Genomic DNA, 19,087 nt, shown 5'->3' with positions numbered 1-19,087 from the left:
CAGGCACGGCAATATCGAACCCCATCAGCGCCGCGACACTGCGCATCAAGCCTTGGGTCTGGCGTAGCGCCAGCCCGTAGACGACGCGCAGGGTCAAGCACAACGTAATCGCCAGATCCGAGTATTTCGGCTGACCACCCCGCGATGTCCGCCTCCGCGCCGTCCATAAAGACAGGGCCTCATCCTTCACCCAGATGGTCAAATCACCACGTTGACGCAGGCTTTCATTATATGCCGGCCAATTCGTCACTTGATATTTCTGCTTGGCAATCTTGTCCCGCCGATCGGCATTGAACTTGTGCGGCATCGTCGAAATCCGGATCAGGAGACTGAAAACCACCGCTCAATATCAGTCGCCGGGTGATCCACGCAACAACGCCCCTTTACACGGTCCTGCGATCACAGCCAGCCCGCCAAACCAGGAAAAGCAGACTTCCGAAATAGGCTAGCTGAAGAAGAAACGAGACAGCCAGTGTCGTGACAATCGTTCTGCGCACCGATTGGGAGACGCAATAGACCACGAGAGCGTTAGTGCACATGAGCAGCCATAGGATGCGGTGAAAGACTCCGAAGCGCATTACATTCTCCTTCTTCGCTCATTCGGCAATCGTGCCGCTCGCGATGTGAGTTTGGCAGTTTTTTGGACAGACGCGGGCGCAGGCCCCGCATCCGATACAGCGGCCGGGAAAATCCACGACCATGATCACTCGATTGAGCTCGCCATCGAAGTCGTCTTCCTCGCCATTGCAGACACCGAGAATTTCACCTGCATCGTCGATACCGTGAGGATGCATGACCTCCCGTGAGCAGACCTTGAAGCAGCGGCCGCAGCCAATGCACATCAGTTGATCGATGGAAGTTAGATACTCCGGCATCCATTTGGTCCCGTCGCGGGTCACGCATGAGCTTGTCATGTTGGATTCTCCAATGCAGCGAGTTCTCTTTTTGCAGCGTCCAACTCAACAAAGGCCTGAAAAGTTTTCTTCGCGACTGCCATGATTTCGGACCAATTGACTGGAAGGTCTTCGGCGAGATCGTGCAATTCCATCTTCGCATTCCCAGCACGCGACTGCAGCTTCCGCACCCTTTTCTTCAATTCTTGAAGTTCTGACATGGTCTCTTTCTCGAACACCGTTTCCATCAAGCCCGCGCCACGTCCGGATAAGCGTCCACGACTGCGACCGCGTCGCTGACTAGCTTCGTACCTGTCTTGGCGCATTTGCGAAGCGTATTGAAGCCGAACCGGTGAACGTTGCGTAGGGTCGTCGATAGCAGGACCAGCCGCTTGGTCGTAAACAGCACTCGCCCGAAGCCCTCCTGGCTGAGTTCCATCGTCCGCGACACCAGTAGTTCCGAGCGCTCCTCGATCGCCATGCCGACGGCGGCGTAAAAGGTATTGAGCCTCCATAGGACAAGTGGGTCGGGATCTCCGATGATCGGGATCGCTCGGCGCTGCTCATACGTGACGGTGAAGTTGGCCAGCAGTTCGGCGTCGCACTTGTCCCTCCACAGCCCGTATAAATCTTCAGCGCGGATCAGCCGCACGAGGCATTTAATAAACGGGGTGCCGAAGATCTTGTCGTCATTGACGGTAGGAGTAACCGCAGGATCAGATAACGTTGTCATCATTTCAGTCCTCGTCTTCGAAGCTGGCTTTCTTTCCGACGGCGCCGGCTTCCGCTAGCACCTTGCGAAGCCAAGGTGGAGGAGCCGTCCTGAGCATTGTTTGAATGCGCGCCAGCACAGCGTCGATGGATTCAGGCTCCGGCACCTTGATTGGATGGATCTTTGCCGCAATAACCTTGGCTGCCGAAGGGCCGCCAATAGCGAGACAAAATAAGAGCTGGCAGCCTTTCAACGCTGCCACCTTCGGAGCGATGCGGTCTTCACCTTCGGCTCTATGCGTTCCGCTCTCATCGGAAACGTCATCGAACGCTACCGCTTCCACGAAACTCCACGCGTCGGGCGTCACGTCGTAGATGGCAAATCGTTTAGCCGACCCGAAATGCGCGTTCAGTCCTTTCATGTCTTGAGTGGCGATTGCCACTCGCAATGCGCCTGCCTGCCGTTCTGGCCGCTTTATCTGAAACCCGTCATTGACGAGCGAGAGACGACGAGTTGAGCTCATTTTGCATTTCCCGGCTACAGGTTGGATCAAGTGCGCCCGACGTCGGCGGGTGTTGGTTAGCCTGAACGATGTTGACAACCTCGTAGATCATGTCGCGCGTCCCCTGATACAGGATTGTAAGCTTGTGCTGGCTGCCTAGGCGGTCGAAGACAGGGAAACCAACACGAATTAGCGGAATGCCGAGGCGCTTTGCAGCTTGCCGGCCGTGCGAGTGCGTGACGAGAAGATCGGCCCCCGCGGCGAGACGTTCCAGGTCACCGAGATCGCCGACCTGGACCGTGTCCGCCGGCACTATTTGAAGTGTCTTTGAAGTCCCGGTCGTGGTGACGGCGGCTGTAATTTCCGCACCCATACCAGTGAAAAAGTCTGCGAACTGAAAGAGTTGATCCGGCTCGGAGGCGATTGCGATCTGCTTGCCGGCCAGATGGAAATGTCCGTCGAGCATGGCGTCCTGCAACTGCATGCGGCTGCGACGGACGTTGGCCGGCGCTTGTTTGCGCGACATTGCTGTAAGCAGCCAGATAAACCGGTCCGCGTTCCTTAGGCCTGTGAGCGACTCGAACAGCACATACGGTACGCCGGTTAGCCGCTGCAACGCTTCAGCCGGTCGCCGCATCTGCTCTCCGATGGCGATGCACTGTATCGCCGCACCGAGATCACGAATGTGCTCTACTTTCGTGCCGCCATACGTGGTCGGGACCCAGTGGTCGGGGACGGTGCCATCGAGCGCGCCCGACACGTCTGGCAGGATTACCGGTGTGAGCCCGAAGCTCTCGACCGTCTCGCGCAGATGCTCTATGTCGGCGACTGTTATGTTCCAGCCGGGCAAGATCACGACCTTCGTCGGGTCGCGTTTCTGCGTCCCAGGCCGCGTAATCCCTTCGATCATAGCGGTAACAGCTTTGGACCAACCCTCCTCTATCGCACCGTCAAAGTCCGGCGTGCTGGCGAGTACCAGTTCCGTACCTGTGAGCTCTGTCGCCCGCTTGCGTTTGATGTTGGCGAGGTCCCCAGCGACATCTTCGTCGCGGGTCTCGACCAGTGCCGTCGTGCAGATCCCGATCAACCGGGGCCTTGTGCGGGCTTTGAGATTGAGGATCGCCTCTTCGAGGCGATCCCGGCCGCCGATGATCGTCGCGATTTCGTCCATCGCCGTCGTCTGCAGTGGGATCGTTTCCTTGAAATGCCTCCCGAGCAGCACCAGCGCAAAGCTGGCACACCCCTGGCTGCCGTGGAACAGTGGCATTGCGCCGTCAATGCCGAGAAAGGCGAAGGCCGCGCCCAGCGGCTGCGACGACTTCAGAGGATTAATCCCCGCCGATTTAGTTTGGGGGAGAATGTGGGCCATAATAGTACCTCAACAGTCATCACCGGCGGTCTCGCCGTTCGAATTCAACACGCTTGCTCTTCCTTCTCCCAACCTCTCCTCCGCGGGCAGTGCCTGCTCCCATGGCGCGGGTTCGCGCACCTGCGCCCAGATCGGGTTGTGGATTGCCAGGTCGATCTGGCGTGCGAGCTGCACCATGCCGTCATAGCCGGCGTAAGCGTGATGGCGCTCCTGATTGATGTCGAGCCAAGGCATTTTCGCCTTCAGTGCGATAAACTGGGTGCGACCGCCCGACAGCATGATGTCAGCCTTGTGCTCGGATAAAATCGAGTAGAGCTCGCGCGGTGCCATCGACTCGTACAGGTGGTTTTCGTCCTTCAGAATCTGCTTGATTCGCTCTTTATCATCGACCGTCGATTTCTTGACCGATGTGCCGACGATCTCCATGCCGATCTCCATCAGCGCATGGACGACCGACCAGGATTTCACACCCCCGGTGTTGAGAAGCACGCGCTTGCCCTGAAGTCGAGGCCGGTAGACTTCCAGCCTCTTCCACGCCCTTTCCTCTTCTTCCGCAACAAGCGCTTCCGTGCGATTGAGAAGCTCGGAGTCGGCACCTTTCTTTACGAGCAGTTCAGCGATCTGCCGGAGCGCTTCCGAGGTGGAAGAAATGCCGTAGAAGGAGCCTTCGAAAAAGGGGATGTCCCAGCGCTCCTCCATCTTGCGAGCGAGATTGATGAGAGCGGTCGAGCACACCATCATAGCTGCACGTGCGCGGTGGGCCGAGGCAACCTGCACATAGCGGGCGTCGCCCGGAATACAGGCGCGGACACGGATACCAAGCCTATCCAAGAGCGGCTTCACTAGCCAGAATTCGCCGGAAAGGTTGAATTCGCCAAGGATATTGATGTCGTGAGGGCCTTCTTCATCGGGCTCCACCGTGCCTATGACATGGTCGAGTAACGCCTCGCCGGCGAGCTTGTTGCCGAGGTTCTTCGAACCGACGAAGCCCGGCGCATTGACCGGCACCACCGGTATGGCGAACATTTCCGCCGCGCGCTTGCAAACCGCCTCGATGTCGTCACCGATCATCGCCGTAACGCAGGTTGCATAGACGAAGATTGCCGCCGGCGCATATCCCTCCTTGATCTCGCGGATCGCTTTGAAGAGCTTCCGCTCGCTGCGCCCCATCACTATGTCGAGTTCCGTAAGGTCCGTGGTGAAGCTTGTGCGCCAAAGCATGGAACCTGACGACGCAGCGCCGCGATTGTCCCAGGAATTGCCTTCGCAGGCGAGCGGCGCGTGAATTAGATGCGCGACGTCGGTGATCGGCTGCAGCACGACTTTGGCGCCGTCGAAAGCGCAGCCGCCGGCTGCCGCTCCTGGGGTCAACGGCTTCGAACAGCCCTTTTTGCGCGCCTTGGGCTCCTTGCTGCGATTTCTCGCGCAGGCAGGCTCGTCGAAGGCTTCTTGGATTTTGACGTCGAGCGAGGGCATTGCGCTGGCCTTCAAGTTCGGCGGAGAGATGGCCGGCCTAGGCCGGCCGCCGCTCTTAGCGAGTGAGGTCATAAGAGTAGTCCGTCACTCCCGGCTGCATCGTCTCGCGATCGAGCTTGTCAAAGATCTTGTCGAGGATGGTCGTCAAGACATGCAGCCCGCCTTGGTAGCCCATGAGGGGAAACCGATGGTGATGGTGCCGGTCGAAGATCGGAAACGTCAGCCGGATCAGTGGCGTGCCGGTGTCACGCTCAAGATACTTGCCATAGGAATTGCCGATCAGCAGGTCCACCGGCTCGGTGAACAGAAGTGATCGCATTGCCCAGAGATCCTTGCCGGCCCACACCTGTGCATTCTTGCCGAAGGGCGAAGATACGAGCAGTTCCTTCATCTCGGCTTCCCAGGCTGGGGTGCCGTTGGTGGCGAGGCAATGCGTTGGCTCGCCACCGGTCTCCATGATGAAGCGCGCCATGGCGTAGACGAAGTCCGGGTCGCCGTAGATCGCGTATTTCTTGCCGTGCAGCCAGGACTGGCTGTCTGCCATTGCGTCGACCAGTCGGCCACGCTCCAGCCGGATTGGCTCGGGGATTTCCCTCCTGGAAATCTCCGAAATTTTCATCAGGAATTCGTCGGTCGCCTTGACGCCGAGCGGATAGTGGAATGAGGCCGTCGCCTGTCCGACCTCTTTGCAATATTCCAGCGTCTTGCGAGTATTGTAGTGCTGCAGCGACACTGTTGCCTCGGCATTCAGCGCCGCTTTCACGTCCTCGATCTTGGTGCCTCCGTCATACATGCGAAACTCACCGTCGGAAGGCGTATCGAACTGGTCGGCGGCGTCCTGGATGAACACGTAGGTTACCCGCATCAGGTTGAGCAGACGTTTCAACTCGCGATTGTTGCCAACGCAGAACCCGTCGAAGCCAGGAATGATGTTTACACACGCAGCGACTTCGGTGCGCTTCGTGCCCTTCCAGAAATGCTCCAGCACCCCTTTCACCATGCTATCGTACCCATCGACATGGCTGCCGACGAAGGCCGGCGTGTGGGCGAAGGGCACGTCGAAGTCACGCGGGACGGAACCTTCGTTCTTGGCGTTTTCAATAAAGCCGTGCAGGTCGTCGCCGATGACCTCTGCCATACAGGTGGTCGAGACCGCGATCATCTTCGGGTCGTAGAGCTTATAGGTATTGGCGAGCCCGTCGACCATATTCTTCAAGCCGCCAAATACAGCCGCGTCTTCTGTCATGGACGACGATACCGCGGATGACGGTTCCTTGAAATGTCGCGACAGGTGCGATCGGTAATAGGCAACGCAACCCTGACTGCCATGGACAAACGACATCGTCCGCTCAAATCCAGCCGCTGCGAAAACCGCTCCGAGCGGCTGGCATGCCTTCGCGGGGTTCACGACAAGCGCTTCGCGGGCCAGGTTTTTTGCGCGATATTCCCAGCTCTTGGTGAATTCGCGTTGATCAGTAACGATCTGATCCGGGTGTGGACATTCGAAGTTTAGCTTCTTCTCGGTAAACATTTGCCTGTATTCCGGCTCGCGGAACAGGGGAGCATGGTCGAGAACTTTGTCGGCCGATTGCGGCATAGTGGTCACCTCTTTCCATCTGGCCGCGACTTACGGCGGCACAGAGACCTTTGAGACGTTTCAGGTCTCCCGCGGTCCTTGTCCGCGAGACATTTAGCTCATTCGGCTGCAACTGCCGCCGCGGGCGCCGTCGTTTTTTTCCAGGGCGCGTCGTAGAGGCCCCAGACCGGATTGTTGATGGCCAGATCCATGTCGCGGGCGAAAATGGCGAAACCGTCATAGCCGTGATACGGGCCGGAATAATCCCAAGAGTGCATCTGACGGAACGGGATGCCCATCTTCTGTACCGGGTATTTCTCTTTGATGCCGGAGCCGACGAGATCGGGCCGAATCCCCTCGATAAACTTCTCCAGTTCGTAACCGGTCACATCGTCGTAGATCAGCGTGCCTTTCTTGATGTAATGACCGGTGCGCTGATAGTCGTCGCTGTGGGCGAATTCGTAGCCGGTGCCGACGATCTCCATGCCGAGGTCCTCGTAGGCCGTGATGACGTGACGGGGGCGCAATCCGCCGACGTAAAGCATCACCCTCTTGCCCTCGAGGCGAGGCCGGTACTTGTTGGTCACAGCCTCGACGAAGGGCTTGTACTTGGCGATGACCTTCTCGGTCTTGCCCTCGATGTCTGGTCCGAAATGCTTGGCTATGTTGCGTAAAGAGGCTTCGATCTGGGATGGGCCGAAAAAATTGTACTCCATCCAGGGGATGCCGTACGTTTCCTCCATGTGCCGACAGATGTAATTCATCGACCGGTAGCAGTGGATGAGGTTGAGCTTGGCCTTCGGCGCACGCTCTACTTCTGCGAGCGTTGCGTCCCCAGACCAGTTGCCGACCACGCGCAGCCCGATCTCCTCAAGCAGGATGCGCGAGGCCCAGGCATCGCCGCCGATGTTGTAGTCGCCTATCACATTAACGTCGTAGGGACCGGACTCGAATTCCACGTCCTTCTTGTCGAAGACCCAATCGCGGATCGCATCGTTGGCGATGTGGTGGCCGAGCGATTGCGACACACCACGAAAGCCCTCGCAACGCACGGGCACAATCGTTTTATCGTGCTCCTTGGCCTTCTTTCGGGATACAGCCTCGATGTCGTCGCCAATCAGACCGATCGGGCATTCGGACTGCAAGGTAACGCCGTTATTGAGTGGAAACAGTTCCTCGATCTCGTCGATGACCTTTTCCAGCTTTTTGTCGCCACCGAAAACGATGTCCTTCTCCTGGAAGTCGGAGGTGAACTGCATCGTCACGAAAGTGTCGATGCCTGTCAGCCCGACGTAGTAGTTGCGGCGCTGTGACCAGGAATATTGACCACAGCCAACCGGACCATGCGAGATGTGGACCATATCCTTGATCGGACCCCAAACGACACCTTTTGAGCCGGCATAGGCGCAGCCGCGGATCGTCATCACGCCCGGAATGGACTTGATGTTCGACTTTACGTCGCATTCGGAAACGGCGTTTACGTCCTCGCCGGCTCCCTCTCTGCCCGTCGCGACACTGAGGTGCTTATTGCGGCGCTTAGCCGCCTTGGCTGGATACTGCGACAGCACTTCCTCGATAAGCTTCGCATGGAAAGCACTGTCATTCTCGTAGTCGAGATTCATTGGGCCTGCCCCCTTTGAAGGTTCGGATGACGCCTCAGCAACGAGGCATCGTTCGTCGAATGGCGCGCGGCGTTCAGCTGCGTGCCCCTTGTCTGCAGCCTCGGTTACTGGCAGGCTGCCGCCTTCGCTTCCTTGGCCTGAAGTTCGGCAAGCATCTGCTCGTCGGTCTTCATGATGCCGAAGTCGAGCAGCATGTCCTCAAGTTCCTCCATGGTGATGGGAGTCGGGATGGTACCTTGGCCCGAATTTGCATGGATCTTTTCGGCCAGCGCGCGATACTCCGCCGCCTGCTGGGAGTCCGGCGCATATTGAATCACCGTCATCTTTCTGAGCTCGGCGTGCTGGACGATGTTGTCGCGCGGCACGAAGTGAATGAGCTTGGAATTGAGCTTGGCAGCCAGCGCTTCAGCGAGGTCGAGCTCGCGGTCGGTCTGACGCTCGTTACAAATCAGGCCGCCCAGACGTACGCTGCCGGCGGTGGCATATTTCAGAATACCCCTGGCGATATTGTTGGCGGCATAGAGTGCCATCATCTCACCGGACATGACGATGTAGATTTCCTGGGCCTTGTTTTCACGGATCGGCATCGCGAAGCCGCCGCACACTACGTCGCCGAGCACGTCGTAGGAGACGTAGTCGACGTCGTCGTAGGCGCCGTTCTCTTCCAGAAAGTTGATTGATGTAATTACGCCGCGTCCGGCGCAGCCGACGCCGGGCTCCGGGCCGCCAGACTCCACGCATTTGATACCTTTGTAGCCAGCCTTGAGCACGTCCCCGAGTTCAAGGTCTTCAACCGAACCTTCCGTTGCCGCGAGATGCAGAACCGTATCCTGCGCCTTCGAGTTCAGGATCAGGCGGGTGGAATCGGCCTTAGGGTCGCAGCCCACGATGAGGATCTTCTGCCCGAGGTCAACAAGGGCGGCGAGCGTGTTTTGGGAGGTGGTGGACTTGCCAATGCCACCCTTCCCATAGAATGCGATCTGACGCAGAGCTGCCATGCTTTCTTTCCTTCACTTGTTTGAACCAATGCGGTTGTCCCGCAACGTGGATGCCGCCGGCAGCTTCCGCCGCCTCGCCTGAAGTGTTTCAAGAGTCGTGCCAAGCAGCTAGATTGAGGTGGACAAAAAATATTTGCTGCTATTCCAGCTATTTAGACGGCAAAGGGGCGCCGCTTAAGGAAATAAAGCCTTGTCGCGGACCCGACAAAGGTTACGACGGTGTCATGAGTTGGTTATCACAAGTCAGAACGGCGACGAGTTTGTGCTGGTCTAGGGCGCAAGCCCTCTCAGATTGAAGTGCTCGGTTTGGTTCAAATGTAGTATGCCAGACAGCAGTTCCGAAAAACCTATTTGCTACACCGAGCCTCAATGGCCTGTGGTGTCACGGTTTTAGGCAGTGGGACTGGAAAGCTCGACGGCTATAGCGGATTGCGCGCGGCTTCACCTCTCAAGCGTCACGATATTACGTCCGGTAGTGTTTGGGATGTGACGAGTAGGTTTTTAAACAGTCACCGGTACTTCAGTGTACAATTGCAGGAAATTGGCGGAGACAGTCCTTTTTTCAGGTCGCGCAGGTGACCGGTCGCAGGGACCGATGGCCAGTTTGGATTGATTGTGATTGCCCAAGCAGAGACCTCGCCGCGCGTACATCGACCATTCGACCCGGACGAGGACCTAGCGCGAAGCCGGACGCGACGAATTACCCGACCATCCGCCCGATAACGCTGTCTCCCATCGGCTCTTGACGATAATCCAGCATGCGCTGTGACATCGGCGTTAGCTACACCATATGCCCAGCGTCATTGTGCGCCCGCAACGCCATTGTGTCGGTTTGCGGAGGCCCCTATCGCGCATGCGCGGCGCTTGAAATAATCAAGCAGACGAACCGTAGTGCCTCAAACCTCCAGATGACCAAGCGATTTGTTGACTGCTGGGATGATCTTTTCTCCCCAGAGCTCTATCTGACGCAGCATTGTATTCTGGTCGAGGTCTCCCAACTGAGTCTGAATGGCAATCTGGTCCGGCTTCAGGACTTCGATTTCTTGCAGGAGGCGATCAATTACTCGGTTTATGCTGCCGATCGGCAAGTTGTGGAGCATAGTCTCGAAAGACAGATCCTGCTGCGTCGGCGTTGCCTGCAGCATATAGCCATCCTGGCTCTGCTGGCGACGCTGATACAGCGCTTCGGATAGCCGGCGCTGGAAACGGGCGTTGTCGAGATACCGGTCGATCTCCGCTCCATCATCGCTGGCGTAACAGCAGCGCAGCAGCGATACCTTGGCGTCGCTAGGGCTCTTGCCCTCGGAAGCTGCCGCCTTCTGAATGGTTCCCCGCACCGCGCCCAAAATCTCCAAACCGTCGTGTAACGCGGTTACGAAAAGATTATGTCCCTCACGATAAGCTCGGCGCATGCTACGCGTAGACGCAGTTGCGATCCAGATCGGCGGGGCGGGCTTTTGAATGGTGCGGACCGATATCGCCGTAGGGGGTAGCTGCATGAAGTGGCCGTTGTGCGAGAAGACATTTTGATTGAGACCTTTGAGCAAGATGTCCAGGTATTCCGAAAATATGGCCGGCGCCTCATCGATGTTGACGCCGAAGCGCTCGAATTCGAACTGCTGATACCCTGAGCCAACACCGAGCTCGAGGCGGCCGCTTGCAACCACATCGGCGAAGCCGATCTCGGCGAGCAGGCGCTGCGGCTGATAAAGCGGAAGCACGCAGACAGCAGTGCCGAGGCGAATGGTGGTGGTCACACCGGCGCAATGAGCGACCATCATCAAGGGCGACGGAACTAGGCAGTAATTGTTGAAGTGGTGTTCCGCGAACCAGGCGGTATTGAAGCCGGCCTGCTCCGAAAGGATGGTCTGTTCAATGGCGTCGTGGATGACGCTATCGGACGATTGATGGTAACCGCGCTGAGTGGCCAGCATGAATGTTGCGAATTCCATGAATCTTCTCCAATGAAAGAATTCAAGGGGAAAACGCCGCCATTCGGGGTTTTTCCTTGAGTTCGGTTGTGTTTTGACCGGCATTGGCGCCGATCGGCTAAGTCTCTTCCTTCCGCTAGCCAGTTGTTTTTCGTCCTTCGGTTCTTGTTCGCGGTGGGGAAGATCAGATGATGCGCGCAGCTCTTGGCGGCCGCGGGGTCGATCCCGCTTTGATGGTGGAGTAGTCGACCACCTCGCCGCAAGCCGCTATTGCCATTCACCGTCAGCCGCCGCGTGGAAGGCTGAAGCTGATCCAATGAGACGTTCCGTCTCGATCAGGCCACGTCGCAAGCCACGTGAGCGGGAGCTTGACGGGCGCGACCGGTCGCCTGGGCAATTCCCGGTACTCACGCATCTCAGATCACTGCTGGCGCGTCCGCGCGCTGGACGTGGTCAAGCCGCCGACCAGCGTCGATCAGGCGATGTACACTGCCTGCGCACTAACCAAAAGACGAACCGCCCGAGCGACCTCGTCGGGCCGAGCCATGCGCCCCATTGGTACGCGGCCCCTGACTTCGCGAGATCAATTTTGCCCACGCGTTCTAACTCCGCGATCATCGGAGTGCGCACGTAACCGGGCGCTATCGCCGTCACGCGGATGCCGCGTGACGCCCATGCGCATGCCATTGCGCACGTTTACGATGACTGCTCTAGGCTTCATCCGCCGCCCCGTTTCGCGCGCTATGATGTAAGGTCCAATGAGGTGTATCTCCAGCGCGAGTTGAAAATCTTCGGCACAAGTGTCAACTGTCGCAGCAAGATCAGGCCCCACAGCCGCATTGTTGACAAGCTCTCCAATGTGCGAGAACCGCTTTTCAATATGGCTGTAAAGAGAGAGGATGTCTGCTTGCGAGAGACGTCGCACTCAAGACCGAGATGCGGATGGCCGAGCTGGCGGCTCATTTCAAGCACGCCGCTGTCCGGAATGTCGACCGCGACGACAGTGTCTCCACCCGTGGCAAAAATATCGACAAGCGCACGGCCAATCCCGCCTGCAGCACCTGTAACCACGACGACGCGTCCTAGCTGTTTCACGAGAAGTCCTCTCGGCGAGGAGTGATCTGTCTCGGCAGACCAGCACTAGCAGGCGACGCCGGATTCTGCTTTATGCAGATCCGCTGCGTTCCAACGCCACCCTTGGGGATGAGTCTGCACTTGTAGGGCAAAACACCGGCCGTCCTCTCGGCAAGATATTGTCGGCGATGGCGTGGCTCGATTTGAGGTGGGACATCGTCGGGATCTCGTAGTTGCTGCGCCAGCATCGGGCTCTCGATGCCTGAACACGTGGCTGGCGGGGTCATGACCCTGAACAGACGACCATTTAAGCGCATCTTCACCGAGCAGACGTCGGCAGCAGGGAACGCTGGGTGTCGCAGATTAATCATAGTCCTTCGCCTCCGATGCCGGTCCGGTTCTCCAGGTGATTTTTCGAAGGTTTGATGCCCTTCAAAAGCGCATAAACTGGATCATTCGGATGAGGCGCTCCAATCGGCTGCCGCGATCCAAACCTTTCGCATTCTGGAGGCGCAGGTGGGCTCTGTTGCTCAAACCAATCGTAGATCACGGTTCGTTCGGCGATGCGCCACTCCCCTTCCCTCTTGTGAAACAGATCACAGTAGCGGCCGCACAGGAGCATCTGGCATATCTCACCGGCCGTGTCCGGCCCGCGTTGCAGCGCCATGAAATAGCTCTCGACTGCTGCCTCTGACGGGCCGGAGAATTCGATCAGTATATTCGCTATCTGATGGACATTACGCGGTCCGGTCTTGAAGATACCTAGCGCAAGTCGGATGAAGCCCTCGGCCGAGCCGGTATAGGCACCATGATTGTCATGCGCATCCGGCCAGTACGCACTCCGCAGCGCGGCCTCATCCGCCCGGTCGATCCCGCGGCAATACCGATAGAGGCAGTCGCGGATCGCCTCGCGGTCGAGTAGTTCGGTTATGCTTGCTTGGTCCATCGGCTCATTCATTTGGGGTTCTGAGGTTGGAATTGGCGTTTTCATGCCTTCACCTGCGCAGCCAAGGTTTCGTATTTTTGGCGTCGGCGTAAACTTAAAGCCCGGCAACCTAGCTCTGATGGCCATAGACGGCGGATTGCGGGGCACCGTTATCCGTCTTTTTCGCTTCGTGCCCGATCACGAGGATCATCATTACACAGGCCACCAGCCCCGATACGAATAGTGCGCCATACATCATCGGTCCGACCTTTTTTGCCCCGAACGACGGCCAAATTGGTTCAGCGCCTGGAGTTTCCTGGTCTGCTCAATAGCCATGTCGACGCGCTTGCGCAGGACGGCCGACTGCCGTTCGACCACTTCGGACGACGACGTCGCCCCAATCGGTGCTTGTAGATGCGAAAATTTGGCGGAGACGTTGGCCTGCAGTGCAGCAATCGGCGACAGTGGGTTACCGATCCTGATAGTGGTCTCGATGATGGGCTTGAACATTTTCTGGGCGTCAAGAACCGGCGCCAGCTGCTCGCCTCCGCAATCGGTCGCTCTGGCGCGGTCTAAGGGTGGTTTTTCGACAGCTTCAAAAGGCTTTTCTGCGATCCTCGTCATTTCATTCCTCCGTAGACAATGGTTTTGTCCGTGCATTTCGCATCACGACCAGTTTACGCTCTCCAGCGATCGCGGTTGCCCATCGACGTGAATGCTAGCCGGGCCACCGGCGCCTTTAAGGAGGTTCAAGACTCATGCCAGTTCGGCTGACGGCGCTAAAAAAGATTTTATGTTTTCTTTTCAGCTATCTAGCCTTAGATAAAGGCAAAGATTCGACCAAAGAAGGCTGCGTTGTGGATGCGACAAAGCCGACAAAATTGTCAGCGCTCTCGTTTAAAACGGCTACGCTCCCCCGGACCTTATACGAAACTTCGTTCCGTTTAGCACATCACATGCCGTGGCTTGACGCAGAAGGAATGCCGACGGTTGGCGAGTGCGATGGCTCTTCGTTTCTCTCTACCGGCTCCGGTCGAGTCGGCCGGGACCAGGTCAGAATCAAATTTTCAACCCCGAATACATGGCCGCCGTGGGTGATCGGCGCCGTACCTTCCTTGATCCGAAAGGTGGGGATCCGCGCCAGCCATTCGTGGATCCCTATGGCAATCTCTCGCCGCGCAAGATTTGCTCCCAGGCAAAGATGAGGACCATAGCCAAACGCTATGTGGCGGTTGTCCTGTCGTGTCAGGTCGATCGTGTCAGGGCACTTAAATTCGACGGGGTCACGGTTAGCAATCATCGTGGCGCATGAAACGTAGTCTCCCTTACGGATCGGCACACCTTCAAAGTCGACATCTTTCGTGGCTACGCGAATGATCTGAACGGTTGAATAGGCGCGCAACAATTCTTCAACCGCGAGCGCGATCCGGTTGGGCTCTCTCCGCAGCAAGTTCTGGTCCCTTGGATTGCGTGCGAGATAGGCTAGGTCAAAGCTTATCGCGGCAGCGACCGTGTCGAGTCCCGCAACCAAGAAAAGTACGCCGATGCCCCGGACTTCCGCCTTTGTCAGGGAGCGGCCCTCGATCTGCGCCTGCACGACGAACGTCATGAAATCGGCAGCTGGTTGCTTGCGGCGCATCGCTGCAACTTCGTCAATGAACTTCACGATCGATTGAGCCGCTTCCGTTCGCTTAACTCCATTGCCGTGGAGCAAATCGCTTACCCAGCGAATAAGAATCTCGGTTCGGCTATTCGAGAGCCCCAGAAAGCCAAGGAAGACGTCCACTGTGAATGGAATGGCAAAATCCTTCATGACGTCACAGCTGGTCCTCATTCGGGCGATCCGGTTGATCAGCGCCCTCGCTTGCCTACGGACAGTCCGCTCCAACGCCATCACTCGTCCAGACGAGAACAGCGGATTTAGGAGTGCACGAAAGATGCCATGGGCCGGTGGATCGAGCTCGAGCGGGATCATTGGCCAGTTTTCGCCGAGTGCGGAGGAGAAGATGCTGCGATGACTGGAAAAGGTATCGAGATCCTCTAGCACCTTGCGCTGGTCTCGAGCGCGCGTGATCACCCAGGTACCCCGTCCATCGCGTGTGTTAAAGGGGGAATAAAAAATACGGGGCTCTCCATGGACGCGAGCAACAGCTGCGTGCGGGTCTCCGTTCGGTGTTGGTGCCATGCCAGGCGACGTGAACAGACTGAAGTCTCTCACCAACTCGGATGGAACATGATCTGGAATGGGATTGCTCGCCACTCTGTTTTTCTCCTTCTATCCAACCACTCATCAGCTTCGCGGGTCTTCCCAGTCGGCAACACAGGTATCACGACACAAGCGCAGGACCCCAGCAGGCAGGTCCATCGCGAGGGAAGAGCTTCAAATCTCATGCCAATCTGGCTGATCAAGACGAGGAGTGATTTAATGCGAAATTTCAGTCATTTAGCCTTAGGATGACCAAGAAGTTGCGAAACAAGCTGTGTCGCGGCTCCGACAAACCGACTGAAGGTGTCTGATGACGTCAGCTGAGACCGCTGTCGGGCCATTGGGTGCGTTTCAAGGAAGTACTGTGTTGGGTGTCTCATTCTTGCCGCGTTGCCCAGAGGTTTGGAGATCGCAAAAAGGCGTGTGATCCGCATGCTGAGCGATGGGTGGTGAAGTCGCTGCGCCGATTGTGGCGGGCACCGTTATCGTCGACCGTGATGAAGGGCGCCGGACAAGCCCGACATGCAGAATGGCGCTGCCTTGCATAGGCGGCTTGCTGCTTTTCGAACGTCCGCACCTATCGAAATCACGGCCCAATTTCCTGTCGATCCTGCTGGGGGCATCAGGATTGTGTCCTCAACGACCGAGCGATGAATTGGCTGAAAGCGCACGTCGCCAAGCAAGCGATCATCGCAAAGCTGAAAAGCAATTCACCCGCCATATTCCATACCCAGTTGTCTTCCTGGAGCATTGGCCGAGAATAGCATCGATATTTCGATCGGCAGCTCGTGCGCCTTCTAGGCGAAGCGGCCATATGGGCGCCATCCGCCATCGTCTCATCTCCGACGATGCCGGCCAGTTCCGATCACCATCCACGCATTGTGTTGGATCTATGCCGAGCGACTGCTACAAAAGCTGCTGCCAGCAAAGCCGAAAGAGGTGCGCTTGTCGCGCCGACCCGCGCCCTCGTCTGGCGCTTATTCAAGGCGCTCAAAGCCTAGAATCCAGGAGACGTCACCACAAGCAGCCGATGGGTCCGGCGCAGGTTCGAGAAGATGGTCGCACTCTGAACTGCTGATCGTGTCGGGCTGACGCCCTGGTTTCTCGAAAACGGACGCAAATTGCCGGCTTGTTCACCATCGCCCGCCGGCGATTTCATTTTCCCGCCCGAAGCTTGAATTTGGCGTTCAATCCGGCAATGAGACACTTCAGCTCCGGTTCAGGAACCTGTGAAGATGCCTCGGTCGGTGGGAGCCAGGCTAGCACGCGTTCTCGACACTCCGGAAACGTGGGTCTGACCTTCTTGACCTTCAGGAGATGGACTTCCACGACGCACTGAATGGAGCGGTCGTTTCTAAGCCGTTTCAGATATGCGAAGTACCCGTATGGCTTCTTTTTGGCTTTGCCTTTTATGCCGGCTTCTTCCCACGCTTCACGTTCCGCAACTTCATGCGGCTGCAATCCCCTGATCGGCCATCCCTTCGGAATGGTCCAGCGGCCGGTTTCGCGTGTCGTGATCAGGAGAACTTCGAGGATCCCGTCAGGATTGGCCCGAAAGCAGATTGCACCGACCTGAATGACAGCCTCCCCATGCATCATTGCCTCCGCATGGGGAGCAAGTCGCGCACTCGCCTAGGCGAAAACAGCGGATTTAGGAGTGTAAGAAAGATGCCATGGGTCGGTGGATCGATATCGAGCGGGATCATTGACCAGCTTTCTCCGAGCGCTTGGGAGAAGATGCTGCGATGACTGGAAGAGGTCTCGAGGTCCTGCAGCGCCTTGCGCTGGTTTCGCGCGCGCGTGATCACCCGGCACGCCAGAACAAAAGGTTGTGAGTCCTCCATGGACGCAAGCAACAGCTGCGCGTAGGTCTCCATTGGGAGCCGGTGCCATGCCGGGCGACGTGAACAGACCCTCACAAATTGGGTGGGATATGATCTGGGATGGAACCGCTGTCCACTCGGCTTTCTCCTTCTATCTTGCCACTCATCAGGTGGATCGTTTTCACATTCGGCAAGGCGGCTGGCCTTGTCGGCGGGCTGCGGCCTGTCCGGCGAAGAGAGGACGAGCGAATTCGCCGAGGGGCGGCATTTTTTCAGACTCGAATGGCGCGATAAAGATGCACGATCACGCGCCGGCCGACGGCGACGGGGGGTCAGGTTCGAGAGGGCCGGAACCAGCATCGCATCGCACTCCAAAATGGAGCGAGACGATGATGTTCTCTTCTTCCATGCAGTGTGATGCTTTTCCAAAGTCTTTCCCTTCCTCGCTCCATCGCGCCGCTTACCCACGACACATTGCAGGCCTGAAGTGGATCGCCGCCTTGTGATGGAAAGCTTCAAAACTCATGCCAATCTGACTGATTAAGCCGAAGAGGTGCTTTTATGACTGCTTTTCAGCTGTTTAAGCGTTAGGAAGGCGAGAGGCAGACGAAACTGAACTGTGTCGCAGATGCGACAAAAAAGACCGGTATACGTCCATGTCGGGTGACGGCAGGAAGTCGGGGCGGACACCGAATCTAAGACGGTCAGGAGAAATCCGCCAGCAATTATAGTCCGCCCTTTTGGTGCGACTTCCAGTGGCTTCACCATGTGCTGCACAACTGCCTTGAGGTCGGCGCGCCCGTCATCGGTCACAATACGAGGGAAATGGCGCCGACCGTCTCCTCGCCGGCCAGAGTTCGACAGAACGAATCCAGTTGAAATAACTGCTCTCCAGCGTTTCGCCCGAACGTCCAGTCGGCGCCCAATCGCCACGGGCAAGACAGGAGATAGGTGGCCGAAATACTTCTCCAAGGAAGATGTCCGCGGCACGATGTTGAACCCGAGGCCATATAGCGAAGCGGTTTGACGCGAGCGGAAGTGCATCGGCTACGGGCCACGAGCAATGGGAGCTCACGATAGCTGGCTACTTGGCGTTTCATTCGGGCATTAGCGGGTGCTTGTAACGCCCTTGTTGCGATCGAAAAACTTTCGATGAGAAAACTTGTAGCCGCCGCCGCGAACGAGTCATCCCACGCAAGGGAGCACCTCGTTGCACAAAAGGCGCGCCCATCGTCGCGTAGAAAAAGGGCGCGATCTGGAGAACCAGACCGCGCCAAACCGCACTTGCCGTGCGGGCCCTGGGAGGCATTACTTGGCCGGCTTCACCGGCGGAATGTCTTCGATCGGCACCTCGCCGGCAAGCGCGGCCGAGAGCTGCGCTCGATCGAGCTCGCCTTCCCACTTCGCCACGACGAGCGTCGCAATTGCATTGCCGATAATATTGGTAATTGCCCGACATTCCGACATGAAACGGTCGATGCCGAGGATCAGCGCCATGCCGGCGACCGGCACCGCCGGAACGACCGAGAGCGTCGCGGCAAGCGTGATGAAGCCGGCGCCGGTGATACCTGCGGCACCCTTGGAGCTCAGCATGGCGACGAGCAGCAGCAGGATCTGGTCGCCGAGAGAGAGCGGTGTGTCGGTCGCCTGGGCGATGAAGAGCGCCGCAAGCGTCATGTAGATGTTGGTGCCGTCGAGGTTAAAGGAAAAGCCGGTTGGGATGACGAGACCCACGACCGAACGCTTGCAGCCCGCCTTCTCCATCTTGTTCATGAGGCCCGGAAGAGCCGCTTCCGAGGACGAGGTGCCCAGTACCAGCAGCAGTTCCTCCTTGATGTAGCGGATGAGCGAGACGATCGAGAAACCGTTATAGCGCGCCACCGCACCGAGCACGAGGAAGACGAACAGGAACGAGGTGAGATAGAAGGTGCCGATCAACATGGCGAGGTTGGCGATCGAGGCGACGCCGTATTTGCCGAT

At 57.6% G+C, this 19,087-nt stretch carries 20 protein-coding genes and 1 pseudogene; all 21 read right to left on the bottom strand.

The features are described 5' to 3' along the window. The coding region (locus A3C3_RS0135120; RefSeq protein ID WP_028740235.1) for a transposase at positions 1-307 on the bottom strand (307 nt) is incomplete at its 3' end. A 76-nt stretch (positions 308-383) separates the two neighbouring features. Then, positions 384-539, bottom strand: a complete 156-nt coding sequence (locus A3C3_RS48850; protein ID WP_425337566.1) for an exopolysaccharide production repressor protein — start codon at positions 537-539, stop codon at positions 384-386. Positions 540-596: 57 nt separating this feature from the next. Then, positions 597-914 (bottom strand): ferredoxin III, nif-specific, encoded by a 318-nt coding sequence (gene fdxB / locus A3C3_RS0135110; protein WP_022719171.1) that lies wholly within the window; start codon positions 912-914, stop codon positions 597-599. Then, the gene (locus A3C3_RS0135105; protein ID WP_024318252.1) at positions 911-1,114 is read right to left on the bottom strand and encodes a CCE_0567 family metalloprotein; all 204 of its coding nucleotides are present in this window, start codon (positions 1,112-1,114) and stop codon (positions 911-913) included. Before A3C3_RS0135105 ends, fdxB begins: the two co-directional genes overlap by 4 nt. 26 nt (positions 1,115-1,140) lie before the next feature. Continuing rightward, positions 1,141-1,626: a NifX-associated nitrogen fixation protein gene (locus A3C3_RS0135100; protein WP_028740265.1), complete on the bottom strand. Its 486-nt coding sequence runs from the start codon at positions 1,624-1,626 to the stop codon at positions 1,141-1,143. 4 nt (positions 1,627-1,630) lie between these two features. Continuing rightward, the gene (gene nifX, locus A3C3_RS0135095) at positions 1,631-2,128 is read right to left on the bottom strand and encodes a nitrogen fixation protein NifX (RefSeq protein ID WP_022719168.1); all 498 of its coding nucleotides are present in this window, start codon (positions 2,126-2,128) and stop codon (positions 1,631-1,633) included. Further along, entirely contained in the window at positions 2,094-3,476 is a 1,383-nt protein-coding gene (gene nifN / locus A3C3_RS0135090) for a nitrogenase iron-molybdenum cofactor biosynthesis protein NifN (RefSeq protein ID WP_022719167.1), read from the bottom strand. Before nifN ends, nifX begins: the two co-directional genes overlap by 35 nt. 9 nt (positions 3,477-3,485) lie before the next feature. After that, the gene (gene nifE, locus A3C3_RS0135085) at positions 3,486-4,952 is read right to left on the bottom strand and encodes a nitrogenase iron-molybdenum cofactor biosynthesis protein NifE (RefSeq protein ID WP_022719166.1); all 1,467 of its coding nucleotides are present in this window, start codon (positions 4,950-4,952) and stop codon (positions 3,486-3,488) included. Positions 4,953-5,007: 55 nt separating this feature from the next. Beyond that, the gene (gene nifK, locus A3C3_RS0135080) at positions 5,008-6,549 is read right to left on the bottom strand and encodes a nitrogenase molybdenum-iron protein subunit beta (protein ID WP_022719165.1); all 1,542 of its coding nucleotides are present in this window, start codon (positions 6,547-6,549) and stop codon (positions 5,008-5,010) included. A 98-nt stretch (positions 6,550-6,647) separates the two neighbouring features. Beyond that, positions 6,648-8,150: a nitrogenase molybdenum-iron protein alpha chain gene (nifD, locus tag A3C3_RS0135075; RefSeq protein ID WP_022719164.1), complete on the bottom strand. Its 1,503-nt coding sequence runs from the start codon at positions 8,148-8,150 to the stop codon at positions 6,648-6,650. A 104-nt stretch (positions 8,151-8,254) separates the two neighbouring features. Further along, positions 8,255-9,148 carry a nitrogenase iron protein gene (nifH, locus tag A3C3_RS0135070; protein ID WP_022719163.1) on the bottom strand — a complete coding sequence of 298 codons (894 nt, stop codon included), beginning with the start codon at positions 9,146-9,148 and terminating at the stop codon, positions 8,255-8,257. An 896-nt stretch (positions 9,149-10,044) separates the two neighbouring features. Then, on the bottom strand, positions 10,045-11,100 hold the full coding sequence (locus A3C3_RS0135065) for an LLM class flavin-dependent oxidoreductase (RefSeq protein WP_022719162.1): 1,056 nt from the start codon (positions 11,098-11,100) through the stop codon (positions 10,045-10,047). A 432-nt stretch (positions 11,101-11,532) separates the two neighbouring features. Then, the gene (locus A3C3_RS48845; RefSeq protein WP_368364143.1) at positions 11,533-11,766 is read right to left on the bottom strand and encodes a hypothetical protein; all 234 of its coding nucleotides are present in this window, start codon (positions 11,764-11,766) and stop codon (positions 11,533-11,535) included. Next, positions 11,663-11,938, bottom strand: a complete 276-nt coding sequence (locus A3C3_RS48840) for a hypothetical protein (RefSeq protein WP_376774960.1) — start codon at positions 11,936-11,938, stop codon at positions 11,663-11,665. Before A3C3_RS48840 ends, A3C3_RS48845 begins: the two co-directional genes overlap by 104 nt. After that, positions 11,821-12,174 (bottom strand): SDR family NAD(P)-dependent oxidoreductase, encoded by a 354-nt coding sequence (locus A3C3_RS48835; RefSeq protein WP_376774959.1) that lies wholly within the window; start codon positions 12,172-12,174, stop codon positions 11,821-11,823. Before A3C3_RS48835 ends, A3C3_RS48840 begins: the two co-directional genes overlap by 118 nt. Positions 12,175-12,520: 346 nt before the next feature. Further along, positions 12,521-13,099: a nuclear transport factor 2 family protein gene (locus tag A3C3_RS40450; RefSeq protein ID WP_051154569.1), complete on the bottom strand. Its 579-nt coding sequence runs from the start codon at positions 13,097-13,099 to the stop codon at positions 12,521-12,523. A 234-nt stretch (positions 13,100-13,333) separates the two neighbouring features. Beyond that, entirely contained in the window at positions 13,334-13,702 is a 369-nt protein-coding gene (locus tag A3C3_RS40445) for a phasin family protein (protein ID WP_022719157.1), read from the bottom strand. Between the two features lie 328 nt (positions 13,703-14,030). Next, complete coding sequence (locus tag A3C3_RS40440) at positions 14,031-15,338, bottom strand: cytochrome P450 (RefSeq protein WP_084797129.1); 1,308 nt, start codon at positions 15,336-15,338, stop codon at positions 14,031-14,033. A 1,101-nt stretch (positions 15,339-16,439) separates the two neighbouring features. Further along, positions 16,440-16,883 carry an NUDIX hydrolase gene (locus tag A3C3_RS40435; RefSeq protein WP_022719156.1) on the bottom strand — a complete coding sequence of 148 codons (444 nt, stop codon included), beginning with the start codon at positions 16,881-16,883 and terminating at the stop codon, positions 16,440-16,442. Further along, positions 16,883-17,274: pseudogene (locus A3C3_RS48830) on the bottom strand (cytochrome P450); the annotation flags it as partial. The gene A3C3_RS40435 and the pseudogene A3C3_RS48830, both read right to left, overlap by 1 nt. A gap of 1,141 nt (positions 17,275-18,415) precedes the next feature. Beyond that, a partial coding sequence (locus tag A3C3_RS0135020; RefSeq protein WP_028740264.1) for a cation:dicarboxylate symporter family transporter occupies positions 18,416-19,087 on the bottom strand: 672 nt, incomplete at its 5' end.

It is taken from the genome of Rhizobium mongolense USDA 1844 (genome assembly GCF_000419765.1).
Classification (GTDB): Bacteria; Pseudomonadota; Alphaproteobacteria; order Rhizobiales; family Rhizobiaceae; genus Rhizobium; species Rhizobium mongolense.
The sequence above is the reverse complement of the archived record's forward strand: the minus strand, read 5'-3'. Positions and strand labels throughout refer to the sequence as shown.

Bases quoted from the DNA above. Each gene is read 5' to 3' on its own strand.
- nifK (WP_022719165.1), bottom strand. From the start codon at position 6,549: ATGCCGCAATCGGCCGACAAAGTTCTCGACCATGCTCCCCTGTTCCGC.
- A3C3_RS0135065 (WP_022719162.1), bottom strand. From the start codon at position 11,100: ATGGAATTCGCAACATTCATGCTGGCCACTCAGCGCGGTTACCATCAA.
- A3C3_RS40435 (WP_022719156.1), bottom strand. From the start codon at position 16,883: ATGATGCATGGGGAGGCTGTCATTCAGGTCGGTGCAATCTGCTTTCGG.
- A3C3_RS0135100 (WP_028740265.1), bottom strand. From the start codon at position 1,626: ATGACAACGTTATCTGATCCTGCGGTTACTCCTACCGTCAATGACGAC.
- nifN (WP_022719167.1), bottom strand. From the start codon at position 3,476: ATGGCCCACATTCTCCCCCAAACTAAATCGGCGGGGATTAATCCTCTG.
- nifX (WP_022719168.1), bottom strand. From the start codon at position 2,128: ATGAGCTCAACTCGTCGTCTCTCGCTCGTCAATGACGGGTTTCAGATA.
- A3C3_RS48845 (WP_368364143.1), bottom strand. From the start codon at position 11,766: ATGGCATGCGCATGGGCGTCACGCGGCATCCGCGTGACGGCGATAGCG.
- nifH (WP_022719163.1), bottom strand. From the start codon at position 9,148: ATGGCAGCTCTGCGTCAGATCGCATTCTATGGGAAGGGTGGCATTGGC.
- nifD (WP_022719164.1), bottom strand. From the start codon at position 8,150: ATGAATCTCGACTACGAGAATGACAGTGCTTTCCATGCGAAGCTTATC.
- A3C3_RS40445 (WP_022719157.1), bottom strand. From the start codon at position 13,702: ATGACGAGGATCGCAGAAAAGCCTTTTGAAGCTGTCGAAAAACCACCC.
- A3C3_RS0135105 (WP_024318252.1), bottom strand. From the start codon at position 1,114: ATGTCAGAACTTCAAGAATTGAAGAAAAGGGTGCGGAAGCTGCAGTCG.
- A3C3_RS40450 (WP_051154569.1), bottom strand. From the start codon at position 13,099: ATGGACCAAGCAAGCATAACCGAACTACTCGACCGCGAGGCGATCCGC.
- fdxB (WP_022719171.1), bottom strand. From the start codon at position 914: ATGACAAGCTCATGCGTGACCCGCGACGGGACCAAATGGATGCCGGAG.
- A3C3_RS48850 (WP_425337566.1), bottom strand. From the start codon at position 539: ATGTGCACTAACGCTCTCGTGGTCTATTGCGTCTCCCAATCGGTGCGC.
- nifE (WP_022719166.1), bottom strand. From the start codon at position 4,952: ATGCCCTCGCTCGACGTCAAAATCCAAGAAGCCTTCGACGAGCCTGCC.